Annotated in this window: 13 protein-coding genes; 1 reads left to right on the top strand and 12 read right to left on the bottom strand. The window is 30.8% G+C overall.

Annotated features, from left to right (window positions below; genetic code table 11):
* Positions 1-207: 207 nt before the first annotated feature.
* The 8 genes from secG to rpoN form a co-directional block, all read right to left on the bottom strand.
* Positions 208-435 (bottom strand): preprotein translocase subunit SecG, encoded by a 228-nt coding sequence (gene secG / locus M2214_RS12510; RefSeq protein ID WP_248478900.1) that lies wholly within the window; start codon positions 433-435, stop codon positions 208-210.
* Positions 436-682: 247 nt separating this feature from the next.
* Positions 683-1,972: a phosphopyruvate hydratase gene (eno, locus tag M2214_RS12515; protein WP_248478913.1), complete on the bottom strand. Its 1,290-nt coding sequence runs from the start codon at positions 1,970-1,972 to the stop codon at positions 683-685.
* A gap of 48 nt (positions 1,973-2,020) precedes the next feature.
* The gene (gene gpmI, locus M2214_RS12520) at positions 2,021-3,547 is read right to left on the bottom strand and encodes a 2,3-bisphosphoglycerate-independent phosphoglycerate mutase (protein ID WP_248478934.1); all 1,527 of its coding nucleotides are present in this window, start codon (positions 3,545-3,547) and stop codon (positions 2,021-2,023) included.
* A 13-nt stretch (positions 3,548-3,560) separates the two neighbouring features.
* Positions 3,561-4,307: a triose-phosphate isomerase gene (gene tpiA, locus M2214_RS12525; RefSeq protein WP_248478936.1), complete on the bottom strand. Its 747-nt coding sequence runs from the start codon at positions 4,305-4,307 to the stop codon at positions 3,561-3,563.
* Between the two features lie 20 nt (positions 4,308-4,327).
* Positions 4,328-5,527 (bottom strand): phosphoglycerate kinase, encoded by a 1,200-nt coding sequence (locus M2214_RS12530; protein ID WP_408648293.1) that lies wholly within the window; start codon positions 5,525-5,527, stop codon positions 4,328-4,330.
* 144 nt (positions 5,528-5,671) lie between these two features.
* Positions 5,672-6,676: a type I glyceraldehyde-3-phosphate dehydrogenase gene (gap, locus tag M2214_RS12535; RefSeq protein WP_248478938.1), complete on the bottom strand. Its 1,005-nt coding sequence runs from the start codon at positions 6,674-6,676 to the stop codon at positions 5,672-5,674.
* A 53-nt stretch (positions 6,677-6,729) separates the two neighbouring features.
* A complete protein-coding gene (locus M2214_RS12540; RefSeq protein ID WP_248478940.1) occupies positions 6,730-7,752 on the bottom strand; it encodes a sugar-binding transcriptional regulator in 1,023 nt (340 codons plus the stop codon).
* A gap of 194 nt (positions 7,753-7,946) precedes the next feature.
* Positions 7,947-9,287, bottom strand: a complete 1,341-nt coding sequence (rpoN, locus tag M2214_RS12545; RefSeq protein ID WP_248478942.1) for an RNA polymerase factor sigma-54 — start codon at positions 9,285-9,287, stop codon at positions 7,947-7,949.
* Between the two features lie 227 nt (positions 9,288-9,514).
* Between rpoN and safA the strand changes: the two genes are divergently transcribed.
* Positions 9,515-10,135, top strand: coding sequence for a SafA/ExsA family spore coat assembly protein (gene safA, locus M2214_RS12550; RefSeq protein ID WP_248478944.1), 621 nt, complete (start codon positions 9,515-9,517; stop codon positions 10,133-10,135).
* A gap of 37 nt (positions 10,136-10,172) precedes the next feature.
* Here the strand turns inward: safA and megL are convergent, their stop codons facing one another.
* The 4 genes from megL to M2214_RS12570 all read right to left on the bottom strand — a co-directional run bounded on the left by megL (position 10,173) and on the right by M2214_RS12570 (position 13,475).
* Positions 10,173-11,375, bottom strand: a complete 1,203-nt coding sequence (gene megL / locus M2214_RS12555) for a methionine gamma-lyase (RefSeq protein ID WP_248478946.1) — start codon at positions 11,373-11,375, stop codon at positions 10,173-10,175.
* A 152-nt stretch (positions 11,376-11,527) separates the two neighbouring features.
* Entirely contained in the window at positions 11,528-12,406 is an 879-nt protein-coding gene (hslO, locus tag M2214_RS12560; protein WP_248478948.1) for an Hsp33 family molecular chaperone HslO, read from the bottom strand.
* A gap of 136 nt (positions 12,407-12,542) precedes the next feature.
* The gene (locus M2214_RS12565; protein WP_248478950.1) at positions 12,543-13,283 is read right to left on the bottom strand and encodes a class I SAM-dependent DNA methyltransferase; all 741 of its coding nucleotides are present in this window, start codon (positions 13,281-13,283) and stop codon (positions 12,543-12,545) included.
* Positions 13,284-13,292: 9 nt separating this feature from the next.
* Positions 13,293-13,475, bottom strand: a complete 183-nt coding sequence (locus M2214_RS12570) for a small, acid-soluble spore protein, alpha/beta type (protein ID WP_248478952.1) — start codon at positions 13,473-13,475, stop codon at positions 13,293-13,295.
* Positions 13,476-13,524: the final 49 nt, after the last annotated feature.

Raw genomic sequence — 13,524 nt, forward strand, 5'->3', positions numbered from 1 at the left:
AATTCATCTAGTTGCTACGCACTGACTCATGTCTCCAACAAGTCTCACGACTCTGTTGATTAAAATATTTGCAAGTTTAGTTCTTCCACCAATATTGTCTATAGAGCGAAAATTTTATAATCCCTTAATATACAAAAAATGACGCTTATTAGAATATCTTTAAGATATTCTAATAAGCGTCATTTTTCAATTAAGTAATATACAAAATTATTGTATAGCAACTAATGATATTGCTACTATTATGAATAAAGTTGCACAAACAGATGTCACCTTTGAAAATAAAGCATCTAAACCTCTTGCTTTAGTTCCCATAACTTGTTCTGCTCCTCCTGCTATACTTCCAGAAAGGCCTGCACTTTTTCCTGATTGAAGTAATACACTTACAATCAATACTATACTACTTATAAGTTGAACTACCATTAAAAAAGTTTTCATTCTGCACCCCCTTGATTTTAAGCTCAATTAATATAGTTAGTTTAACATATATAAATTAATAATTCAATCAACAAAGTACGTTGAATGATTAATTCATAACGAATAGGAAATTATATTCATCTTTAATTTATCGATAAATATAAATTCCGTTATGAGTTTCAAAAAAGTTTACATTTAAGATTCTTCAGAGAAGAACTTTTTTATATATTAAAATAGGAAGGATATATATCCTCCCTATTATTTTTAATTATTTTAAGTTAAAGAAAGCTTTCATTCCAGGGAATTGAGCTACCTCTCCAACTATTTCTTCAATTCTTAATAATTGGTTGTACTTAGCAACTCTATCAGTTCTACAAGGAGCACCAGTCTTGATTTGTCCTGCATTAAGTGCAACAGCTAAATCAGCTATAATAGTATCTTCAGTTTCTCCTGATCTATGAGATATAACTGCTGTGTATCCAGCTCTGTTAGCCATTTGTATAGCATCTAGAGTCTCAGTTATAGTTCCTATTTGGTTAAGCTTTATAAGTATAGAGTTTGCTATACCTTTTTCTATACCTTTTGATAATCTCTCAGTGTTAGTAACGAATAAATCGTCTCCAACTAATTGGATCTTGTTACCTAATTTTTCAGTAAGTAACTTCCATCCATCCCAATCATCTTCATCTAATGCATCTTCAAGAGATATAATTGGGTACTTTTCAACCAAGCTAGCGTAGAAGTCTACCATTTCTTCAACAGATAACTCTCTTCCTTCTCCAGCTAATACATACTTCTTAGTTTCTTTATTGTAGAACTCTGTAGCAGCTGCATCTATAGCTATTTTAATATCTTTTCCTGGCTCGTATCCAGAAACTTTAACAGCCTCAACTATTACTTGTAAAGCTTCTTCGTTTGATGCTAAGTTTGGAGCGAATCCACCCTCATCACCTACACCAGTTCCAAGTCCTTTTTCTTGTAATACTTTCTTTAAGTTGTGGTATATTTCAGCACACATTCTTAAAGCTTCTTTGAAACAACAAGCTCCAACAGGCATAATCATAAATTCTTGGATATCAACGTTGTTGTCAGCATGCTCTCCACCATTTAAGATGTTCATCATTGGAACTGGAAGTTGCTTTGCATTTACTCCACCAATGTATTGGAATAATGGAAGTCCTAATTCTTCAGCAGCAGCTCTAGCTACAGCCATAGAAACTCCAAGTATTGCATTAGCTCCTAATTTTCCTTTGTTCTTAGTTCCATCAATATCTATTAAAAGATTGTCTATTCCTACTTGATCAAATATATTCATACCTTCAAGTTCTGGAGCTATTATGTTGTTTACATTATCAACAGCTTTAGTAACTCCTTTACCTAAGTATCTTCCTTTATCTCCATCTCTAAGTTCAACAGCTTCAAAAGCTCCAGTAGAAGCTCCAGATGGAACTATTGCTCTTCCTATTTCTCCACTTTCAAGCATTACTTCAACCTCAACAGTTGGATTTCCTCTTGAATCTAATATTTCTCTAGCGTATACTTCTTGAATAAAACTCATATTTATTTCTCCTCTCTAAATTGGCAAATTTATTGTAATATTTTTGTTTTACTTTATAATAAGACTGTTTCCAGTCATTTCCTCAGGCTTTTGCATATTCATAGTGTCAAGTAAAGTAGGTGCTAAATCACAAAGTCTACCTCCATCTTTTAACTTAACATCTTCATCAGTTATAAATATACATGGAACTTCATTTGTAGAATGTGAAGTAACTGTGTTTCCATCTTCATCACACATATGCTCAGCATTTCCATGGTCTGCTGTAATTATAGCTTTTCCACCTAATGAAACTATTTTATCGATTATTTTTCCAAGACATTCGTCTATAGTTTCAACAGCTTTAACAGTAGCATCTACAACGCCTGTATGTCCTACCATATCTGGATTTGCATAATTTAAAACTATAAAGTCATACTTTTCTTCATCAAGTCTTTGAATTAAATTTTCTGTAACTTCATAAGCTGACATTTCAGGTTTTAAATCATATGTTGCAACCTTAGGAGATGGTATTAAGCATCTTTCTTCTCCCTCACTCGGATCTTCTTCTCCTCCATTAAAGAAGAATGTAACATGGGCATATTTTTCAGTTTCTGCAATTCTAAGTTGTTTTATACCCTTAGAGCTTAAATATTCACCTAATGTATTATTAAGTTTTTGAGGCTTGAATGCAACATTTACTTCATTTATAGTTATATCATATTGAGTCATACAAACAAATACAGTGTCTATATAATCTCTTTTAAATCCATCAAACTCTTTTGATGCTATACTTCTTGTTATTTGTCTTGCTCTATCTGGTCTAAAGTTAAAAAATACGATTGAATCATTCTCTTCTATTTTAGCTATTGGCCTATTGTCTTCAAGTATTACAGTAGGAAGTACAAATTCATCAGTTTTATTGTCATTGTATGCTTTTTCGACTGCTTCCTTTGCACTGTTTGCTGTTTCTCCTTGAGATAATACCATACTGTTATATCCAAGTTCGATTCTTTCCCATCTCTTATCTCTGTCCATTGAATAATATCTTCCAGAAACAGTTGCTATTTTACCTATTTCTATTTCTTTCATATAGGATTCTATTTCATCTATATATTTAACTGCACTTTTAGGATCTGTATCTCTTCCATCTAAAATTGCATGTACGTATACTTTTTCAAGACCTTCTTTTTTAGCAAATTCTAAAAGTCCTTTTAAGTGATCTATATGAGAATGTACTCCTCCATCAGATAAAAGACCCATTATATGAAGATTTTTATTATTTTGTTTCGAATTATTCATAGCTTTTAATAATTCTTCATTTTCAAAGAAATCTCCATCTTCTATTGCTTTAGTTATTCTAGTAAGCTCTTGGTATACTATTCTTCCTGCTCCAATGTTTAAGTGTCCAACCTCTGAATTTCCCATTTGACCATTTGGAAGTCCAACATCTTGTCCACTTGTCTTTATTGAAGTACAAGGATATTTTTGTGCATATTTGATCATATTAGGAGTTCTAGCTTGCTTTATCGCATTTCCTAAATCTGAATTATTAATACCCCAACCATCTAATATAATTAAAGCTGTAGGCTTTTTCATGTCTATCAACTCCTTAGAAATTAACAAGTTCTACATAATCTTTTGGTTGAAGACTCGCTCCACCAACTAAAGCACCATCTATATCTGATTCATTCATTATCTCTTCTACATTAGCAGGCTTAACACTTCCACCATATTGTATTCTAACTTCTTCTGCAGTTTGATCAGAATACACGTTAGCCACAACATCTCTTATATAAGAGATAACATCATTAGCATCTTTACTACTAGATGTCTTACCTGTACCTATAGCCCATATTGGTTCATAAGCTATAACTATATCCTTTATGTCTTTTTCATCTATATTTACTAACGCTTCTTCAACTTGAACTTTAACTACATCCTTCGTTTTATCAGCTTCTCTTTGTTCTAAAGTTTCACCAACACAAATTATAGGGTTTATTTTATATTCTAAAGCTTTTATAACCTTCTTGTTTACAGTTTCATTAGTCTCATTGAAGTATTGTCTTCTCTCAGAGTGACCTATTACAACGTAGTCAACATCTATTTCTTTTAACATAAGAGGTGATATTTCTCCAGTGAAAGCACCTTTTTCTTCAAAATGCATATTTTGAGCACCAATCTTAATATTAGTTTCTTTAGATGCTTCTTTTAAATCTTTAAGTAAAGTAAAAGGAGCACAAATAACAGCTTCAACGTCAGTTCCTTTTATTTCCGATTTAACTTCATTAACAAATTCAACAGCTTCTTTTATAGTTTTATGCATTTTCCAGTTTCCTGCAATAATTGGTTTTCTCATAACTACACTCCCCTTTTAAATTATTTATTGTTTAAAGCGACTATTCCTGGAAGCTCTTTTCCTTCTAAGAATTCAAGTGAAGCTCCACCACCAGTAGATATATGAGTCATTTTATCTCCAAAACCTAATATATTTACAGCAGCAGCACTGTCTCCTCCACCAATTACAGTTGTAGCGTCAGCATCTGCCATAGCTTTTGCAACTTCTATAGTTCCTTTTGCAAAGTTTTCAAACTCAAATACTCCCATAGGTCCATTCCATATAACTGTTTTAGCTTCTTTAACAGCATCAGCATATAATTTTGCAGTTTTAGGTCCTATATCAAGTCCCATAAATCCTTCTTTTATGTTCTGATCTTCTGTAACAACAGGAGCTGTTTCTTTATCAAACTTTTCTCCAGTAACGTGATCAACTGGAAGTAATAATTTAACTCCCTTTTCTTCTGCTTTTTTAACCATTTCCATTGAATAATCCATTTTATCTTCTTCAAGTAAAGAAGTTCCTATTTCATATCCTTGTGCTTTTAAGAATGTGTAAGCCATTCCTCCACCGATTATTAAAGTATCTACTTTTTCAAGTAAGTTGTTTATAACGTTTATCTTATCAGAAACTTTTGCTCCTCCAAGTATAGCTACAAAAGGTCTTACTGGAGTCTCGACAGCTTCTCCTAAGAATTTTAATTCCTTTTGAATTAAGTATCCACATGCGCTAGTTTCTACAAATTCACTAACTCCAACAGTAGAACAGTGAGCTCTATGAGCAGTTCCAAATGCATCGTTTACGAATACATCAGCTAAAGATGCTAATTCTTTTGAGAAGTTTTCTTCATTTTTAGTTTCTTCTTTTCTGTATCTAGTATTTTGAAGTAAAACTACATCTGAGTTTTTCATATCAGCAACTGCTTTTTTAGCATTTTCTCCTACAACGCTATCATCTGCTGCAAATACAACTTCTTTATTTAACATTTCTGATAATCTCTTAGCTACAGGTGCTAAAGAAAGCTCTGGCTTAGCTTCTCCTTTTGGCTTACCTAAGTGAGAACATAAAATAACTTTTGCTCCATTTTCTATTAAATATTTTATAGTAGGTAAAGCTCCAACTAATCTGTTTTCGTCAGTTATAAAACCGTCTTTTAAAGGTACATTAAAGTCACATCTTACTAATACTTTTTTTCCGTTCACATCTATATTTTCTATAGTTTTTTTATTTAACATTGACATAATATACAACTCCTTTTCGCTAAAAGTATATCACATTTTCATAAAAATGCTATACTTTTTTTATGTTTTAATTCAAATATAAAAAGTCCTGAGTCCGTAGTATACACTACAAACCCGGACTTGTTTAAGACTCAAATTATAATATTATTTTGAAAGGTTTACAAAATGTTGTAAAGTTCTTATTAATTGAGCTGTATATGACATTTCGTTATCATACCAAGAAGCAACCTTAACTAATTGCTCTCCATTAACTTCCATAACCTTAGTTTGAGTACCATCAAATAATGATCCAAATTCCATTCCAATTATATCAGAAGATACTAATGGTTCTTCAGTATATCCGTATGACTCATTAGCAGCAGCCTTCATAGCTTCATTAATTTCTTCTGCAGTTACCTTACTTCCAAGTGTACAAACAAGTTCAGTTAATGAACCAGTTATAACTGGAACTCTTTGAGCTCCTCCATCTAATTTACCTTTAAGTTCTGGTATAACAAGACCTATAGCTTTAGCAGCTCCTGTTGATCCTGGTACTATGTTAGCAGCAGCAGCTCTAGCACGACGAAGATCTCCTTTTCTATGTGGTGCATCTAATGTATTTTGGTCATTAGTGTAAGCATGTATAGTAGTCATGAATCCTTTTGTTAAGTTAAACTTATCATTTAATACTTTAACCATTGGAGCTAAACAGTTAGTAGTACAAGAAGCTCCTGATATAACTGTTTCTGATCCATCTAATATATCATGGTTAACGTTGAATACTACAGTCTTTAAGTCACCTGTTGCTGGTGCAGATACAACAACTTTCTTAGCTCCAGCTTTGATGTGTCCTTCTGCTTTTTCTTTTGCAGTGAAGAATCCAGTACATTCAAGTACTACATCTACTCCCATTTCTCCCCAAGGTAAGTTTTCTGGGTTAGCTTCAGCAGTTACTTTTATTTCTTTTCCGTTTACAACAAAAGCTCCTTCTTTAACTTCTATTTCTCCATTGAAACGTCCTTGAGCTGAATCATACTTAAATAAGTGAGATAATGTTTTAGCGTCTGTTAGGTCGTTTATTGCAACCACTTCAAATTCATTTTTATCAAGCATTGTTCTTAACGCTAATCTACCTATTCTTCCAAATCCATTAATAGCAACTTTAATCATATTTATTCCTCCTAAATTAATTTATATTTTAAATCATGAACTAATTCGTAGCATTAAATTAATTCACATATTTTATTTGCAGCACCTTCATCAGTAATCAATACTAAATCACTTTTTATCTTTGATATAGCAAGTATTGCTTCTGCTTTCCTACTTCCTCCAACTATTCCTATAGTATTTTTTATTGATTTAAAATTTTCAAGTTTTATTCCTATAGTACTAGTCTCGTAGATTATCTCACCTTCTCTGTTAAAGTAATAACCAAAAGCTTCACCTACAGCCCCTTTTGATATTATGTATTGGTATTCCGAATCAGGCATCTTTCTTCTCATTGCCATATCATCCGCTCTTCCAACACCAAATATTAAAACATCTACATTTTGTATATGGTTTAATGTTTTATTTATCTCAGGCTCTGATATTAAACTATTTAAAGTTTCTTCGGTTACATTATCAGGAACATGCAAAAGCTTATAGTTGCCTCCAAGCTTTTTCCCAATTATTGCAGCTATATTATTCGATTGTATTTCTACCTCTTTGCCAAGTCCCCCTCTAGCTGGAACTACCAAGATATTTTCATATCTTTTTGTTTCATGACAGCAATTAGCAAACTCAAGCATAGTATTTCCGCCAGTGACTCCTATTATATAGTCATTTTTTATTATTTTAGTAAGATATTTGTAAGTTTCTTTACCTATATCTTTTATAATAAGAGGATCATCATCAGCATTTCCAGGTAGTATTATAACTTTTTTTATGCCTAGTTTTTTCTTTATTTTTTCTTCTAACTCAGAAATACCCATTATTTCGTCCATAAATACCTTCAAATCATTAAGCAGATTAAGTCCTTGTTCATTTATGCTCATTCCAGAAGTATGTATGTTTATAAGATCTTGTTTTTTCAAAAATTCAACCTCTGATCTTACTACTCTCTCGCTTAAATCCAATTTATTTGAAAGAGATCTTCTTCCTATGGATTCATTTAATGATATCTTATTTAATATTTTGTATCTTCTATACATAATATCTAAAACTTCAGGCATTATTTTTTTCTGAATTTGTATCAAATTTTTCATAATCTCATACCTCTTAGGGTTTTTTTGGTCCCTGTGTTCATTTTATGTCCCTGTGCCTTCATTTTTTAGGTGGGATCTAAAAAGTCCCTATGATTTTTTTTAGTCCCACCTCTTGTTTTAATTCTATACCAACATAGAAATTTTTTCAATATTTTTTTGAAATAATATTATTTTTTTTATTTTATTTCTAGTATTTAACAGAATTCTTTTCTCTTAGAAGATGACCTTATTCCTAGTTCTTCTCTGTATTTTGCAACAGTTCTTCTAGATATACTTATATCCTTTTCTTCTAATAGAGCGCATATTTTAGAATCGCTATATGGCTTTTTCTTATCTTCAGAATTTATTATTTCCTTTATTATATTTTTTATACTAGTAGATGCTATATCTTCTTGTTGTTTTAAACCACTGCTGAAGAAGTATTTTAGTTCAAATATTCCATGTGGTGTTAACATGTATTTACCATTTACACCTCTACTAACCGTTGATTCATGTATTTCTAAATTTTGAGCTATATCTTTCAATATTAATGGCTTTAAATACTTATTTCCATTTTCAAAAAATTCATACTGATATTTTACTATTTCTTTTGAAATCTTAAGTATAGTATTTTTTCTGCTTTCTATATTTTTAACTAGATTAAATGCAGAATTTAATTTTTCTTTTATATACTGTTTAGCGTTTTCATCATCTTTAGAATTTCTTAATATTTCTTCATAGAATTTATTTATTCTTATATTAGTAGTGTTTTTTTCATTTAGGTATACTTCATATTCTCTTCCTATTTTCTCAACTATAACATCTGGTGTTATATAGTTATTCTTTGAAGAAGTATATTTATTTCCAGGTTTAGGATCTAACATTTTTATTATATTTACTATTTCAATACATTTTTCCATAGTTATTTTATATTTTTTGCATACTTCTTTATACTTTTTATCTGCTAATAACTTTAAATCATTTTTAACAACGTTTTCCAAAGCACTATCTTGTATGTCTTTTTCCTTTAATTGGATAATCAAACATTCTTCTATATTTCTAGCTCCTATACCACTAGGCTCAAGAGTTTGCACTATCTTCAAGTTCTTCATTATATTTTCTTTAGTTGTTTGTAATGTATTGGATAATTCTTCTATATCATTTTTTAAATATCCGTGATCATCTATTGAATCTATTATGTATTCAACTATTTTTTTGTCTTTTTTACTTAAATTATAATAGCTTATTTGATTTTTTAAATATTCATATAAATTCATATTATATTTAATCATATTCTCTAGATTATAATCTTCATTATCATAATTTACTGAACTTGCTTGATCATAAGTTCTATTATTTATATTATCTATATATTTTTCCCAATCTATATTATCGTCCTTATCTGCTTCTATAACAGGATTTTCTTCTGTTTCTTTAGATATAACTTCTTCTAAATCTTGAGTGCTCATATTTAATATATCTAAAGACTGTTTCAATTGTTTTGTAAGCACTAGTTTTTGACTTTGATTTAATTCTAAACCAAAATTTATTTTCATAAAAATCCATCCTTTACGTTAAACTCATATTCAATACTCTTATTATATCAAAAAAATTTTATTTAATATTTATTAATTAATTTTATTTAATTTTTATTCACTTCAATACCCATTCATTTGTTTTTTTTGAAATTTTTGATACATATATTTTACTATAAAATTCGTTTTTTTTGACATACTAATTAAAAGTTCAACATTTTTCTGTTTTTTCATAAGGAGGTTACAAAATGATTAAAAATTTCAAATTACACATTTTAAGCTTTGTCTTTTTATTGATATTTGGCTGTGCAAACATATCTTATGCCGACACTGTTTATACGGTGGTTAAAGGTGATAGTATGTGGAAAATTGCTGTAAAATACGAAATTGGGTTATCTGAAATAATAAGTGCTAATCCACAAATTAAAAATCCGGCACTTATCTATCCGGGAGATAAACTTACCATTCCTCAAATCAACGATGTAAAAGCTATTGAAAATGAGGTTGTAAGACTTGTAAATGTTGAAAGATCTAAAAATGGTTTAAAACCACTTACTCAAAACTGGGAATTATCAAGAGTTGCAAGATATAAATCTCAGGATATGATAAATAAAAACTATTTTTCTCATACATCACCAACTTATGGAAGCCCATTTGATATGATGAAGAACTTCGGTATAAGTTATTCAACTGCAGGAGAAAACATAGCATATGGTCAAAGAACAGCAGCTGAAGTTATGAATTCTTGGATGAATTCTTCAGGCCATAGAAAGAATATATTATCTCCTAATTTTACTCAAATAGGAGTTGGTCTTGCTACTAAGAGTAATGGAACTAAATATTGGACACAAATGTTTATAAGACCTTAATAAAAAAGATGTGCCTTTAATCGGCACATCTTTTTTATTATAATAATCTATCTAGTCCTTGCTTCAAATCATCTATTATATCTTCTACATCTTCAAGACCTACTGATAATCTTACAAGTCCATCACTTATTCCAGCTTGCATTCTTTCCTCCGGAGTATAAGGAGAATGAGTCATAGATGCTGGGTGTTGGATTAATGTTTCACAATCACCTAAGCTAACTGCTAATGTACAAAGTTCAAGACTGTTTATGAATTTTATACCATCAGCTATTCCACCCTTAACTTCAAAAGCTATCATAGCACCTGGCATATCCATTTGCTTTTTAGCTACTTCGTATTGATCATGATCTTCAAATCCTGGATAATATACTTTCTCTATTGCTTCATGGTTTTGTAAGAACTTTGCAACTTCCATTGCATTTTCACAGTGTCTCTTCATTCTCACACCTAAAGTTTTTAATCCTCTTATTATTAAGTACGCATCAAACGGACTAAGAACTGCTCCTGTCATGTCCTTTACTCCAAATAATCTAACGTTATTTATAAAATCTTGCGTTCCTACTACAAATCCAGCTATAACATCTCCATGGCCATTTAGATACTTAGTAGCAGAATGCACTACAACATCAGCTCCAAGTTCAATTGGTCTTTGAATGAAAGGTGTACAGAATGTATTATCAACAATTAACATACAATCTTCTTTTTCATGAGTAACCTTAGCTACTTCTTCAATATCAACTACCTTTAAGTTTGGGTTAGCAGGTGTTTCTATGTACACAACCTTAGTATTATCCTTCATAGCCTCTTTAATATTATCCACATTAGATGCATCTACAAAAGTAACCTCTACTCCAAATCTTGTAAGACCGTGATTTAAAAGCGCAAAAGTACAACCGTATAAAGTTTCATCAGCAACAACATGATCTCCAGCTTTTAAGGCTGTCCAAAGTGCAGACGATATAGCTCCCATACCAGAAGCTGTAGACATACAAGCTTCACCATTTTCAAGAGCTGCTACCTTTTCTTCTAATTGTGTAGAAGTAGGATTACCAAGTCTTGTATATATATATCCTGGCTCCTCAAGTGCAAATCTTCTTCCGCCTTGCTCTGCATTGTCAAATACAAAAGTAGATGTTTGATATATAGGAGTAGTTAAAGCTCCTGATACGATATCCTTTTTGTGACCCGCATGAATAGTCTTTGTAGAAAAACCAGCTTTCTTTAAATTATAATTACTCATATTATATCCCCTCCAGGTAATATTTTACATGTTAATTTATTCACTTACAAGGGGTATTAGTCTATATTCTTAGATTTATGTAAATTTTTTTAATTTTTCAACAGTGTTATAAAAAACCAGATAGAAAAATTCTATCTGGCTCATTCCTTACATTATATACTATCTATAAGTTTCTTTAAATCTACCTCTTCAAACTGATGACTTGTATTACAGAAGTGGCAAGTAAGTTCTGCTTTTCTATCAGTTTCAAGTATCTCCTCTAAGTCCTTCTTCCCTATACTAATCAATGCTCTTTCAAATCTTTCCTTGCTACAATCACACTCAAATCCAACTTCATATTTATCAAGTATCTCATGATCAAGATCTGCAAGTACTATATCCAATATATCTTCTGGCATTTTTCCTTCAGCTATTAAAGTTGATATAGGCTTCATATTAGATAGATTTTTCTCTAACATCTGTATACTTTCCTCACTAGCATCAGGAAGAAGCTGAATTATAAATCCACCAGATGCTTTTACAGAATAGTCCGTATCAACAAGTACTCCTAAAGCTATTGCAGATGGCTGCTGCTCTGAATATGCAAAATATGCAGTAAAGTCTTCTGCTATTTCTCCATTTACTAAAGGATACGAGCCTATATATGGCTTCTTAAGACCTAAATCCTTTATAACAGTTATAGTTCCTTGTGTTCCAACAGCAGCTCCAACATCAAGTTTACCAGCATACTTAGGAGGAACGTCAGCAAAAGGATTTGATACATATCCCTTTACCATCCCTTTTGAATTACTAACTATAACTATATTGCCTAAAGGTCCATCTCCTTTTATCTGAACTGTTAATTTATCATTTTCATTTTTCATCATAACACCCATCATAGATGTAGCAGTTAAAGTTCTTCCAAGTGCAGCACTTGCAACTGGAGTTGTATTATGTATCTTTCTAGCAGTCTCTACCATATCAGTAGTATATGCAGCAAAAGCTCTTATGCTGTGATTTCCAGCACTCGCTCTAATTATGTAATTTTTCATGTTTGCCTCCTTACGAATATTATCTATAATTAAAAATATTATAATTTACTTACATATTAAAATTCCCTGATATTTAAGTTTCGCTTTATCAGGGAAAAAGTATATCATTTAAATAATAAGCAGTCAATTGTGTGTATTATTTTTTACACACAAAAAATACTCTCTCGGTTTCTTCATCTGCATCTAAAAAAGTAAAATCTCTATACACTTTAATATAATCAAATCCTGTATTTTGCAGCATATTTATTATTTCATCATTCTTATAAGCCCTTTGGTAATGGGTTTCTTCAAACTTTTGATAATATTCTCCATTTCGTGTAAAGAAAGCTAAGTCCATCTCTACCATATTACTCTCATCATCAAAATAATTCTCCCAAATATAGGTTATATCTTCTCTATTTTCACCAAAAGTATTGTTTCCAAGAATATTTGATAGTTTATTATATGAACTTATATCAAATATAAATACACCTTTTTTCTTAAGCAATCCATATACATTATCGAATATACTTTGTATGTCTTCATCTTCTAATATATAATTAAATCCATCGCATGCACATAGAACACAATCTAAATTATAAACTTCAAAATCTAGCTCAGTCATATCTTGATTTAAAAATACAACTTCTATACCTTCGTCTATACATTTTTCTCTTGCTACGCTAAGCATATCCTCAGATATATCAATTCCTAAAATGTCGTAATTTTTTTTAGCAAAAGGAATAGTTAAATTCCCCGTCCCACATGCAAGTTCTAGTATATTCTTTACCTGTACATCTTCTTTTTTTATTATTTCTTCTACATAATCTACCCATTTATCATAGTCTACATTGTCCATTAAATTATCGTATATGAATGCGAAATCTTTATACTGCATAACCTTCTCCTATTTCTTTTTCTTATTTTTTTTCCTAGCTGTAAGCATTCCACCAATTCTTCCAGCTTCCTTTGCTGTAAGCCCTGCCCAGCCGTTTTCATTTATTTTATCCATAAGTCCTATTTCACTGGCAATTTCATATTTCATTATATCATTTTCTGTAACTATTTTCTTCTTTTTATTTTTTTCCATGATACAACCTCCTTTTTTCTTATTTTTACCATGTTTGTTCAAAATATTC

The organism is Tepidibacter aestuarii, from assembly GCF_934924865.1.
Taxonomy (GTDB): Bacteria; Bacillota; Clostridia; order Peptostreptococcales; family Peptostreptococcaceae; genus Tepidibacter_A; species Tepidibacter_A aestuarii.

Excerpts from the sequence above, each read along its gene's own strand:
- secG (WP_248478900.1), bottom strand. The coding sequence starts at position 435 with ATGAAAACTTTTTTAATGGTAGTTCAACTTATAAGTAGTATAGTATTG.
- eno (WP_248478913.1), bottom strand. The coding sequence starts at position 1,972 with ATGAGTTTTATTCAAGAAGTATACGCTAGAGAAATATTAGATTCAAGA.
- gpmI (WP_248478934.1), bottom strand. The coding sequence starts at position 3,547 with ATGAAAAAGCCTACAGCTTTAATTATATTAGATGGTTGGGGTATTAAT.
- tpiA (WP_248478936.1), bottom strand. The coding sequence starts at position 4,307 with ATGAGAAAACCAATTATTGCAGGAAACTGGAAAATGCATAAAACTATA.
- M2214_RS12530 (WP_408648293.1), bottom strand. The coding sequence starts at position 5,527 with ATGTCAATGTTAAATAAAAAAACTATAGAAAATATAGATGTGAACGGA.
- gap (WP_248478938.1), bottom strand. The coding sequence starts at position 6,676 with ATGATTAAAGTTGCTATTAATGGATTTGGAAGAATAGGTAGATTAGCG.
- M2214_RS12540 (WP_248478940.1), bottom strand. The coding sequence starts at position 7,752 with ATGAAAAATTTGATACAAATTCAGAAAAAAATAATGCCTGAAGTTTTA.
- rpoN (WP_248478942.1), bottom strand. The coding sequence starts at position 9,287 with ATGAAAATAAATTTTGGTTTAGAATTAAATCAAAGTCAAAAACTAGTG.
- safA (WP_248478944.1), top strand. The coding sequence starts at position 9,515 with ATGATTAAAAATTTCAAATTACACATTTTAAGCTTTGTCTTTTTATTG.
- megL (WP_248478946.1), bottom strand. The coding sequence starts at position 11,375 with ATGAGTAATTATAATTTAAAGAAAGCTGGTTTTTCTACAAAGACTATT.
- hslO (WP_248478948.1), bottom strand. The coding sequence starts at position 12,406 with ATGAAAAATTACATAATTAGAGCGAGTGCTGGAAATCACAGCATAAGA.
- M2214_RS12565 (WP_248478950.1), bottom strand. The coding sequence starts at position 13,283 with ATGCAGTATAAAGATTTCGCATTCATATACGATAATTTAATGGACAAT.
- M2214_RS12570 (WP_248478952.1), bottom strand. The coding sequence starts at position 13,475 with ATGGAAAAAAATAAAAAGAAGAAAATAGTTACAGAAAATGATATAATG.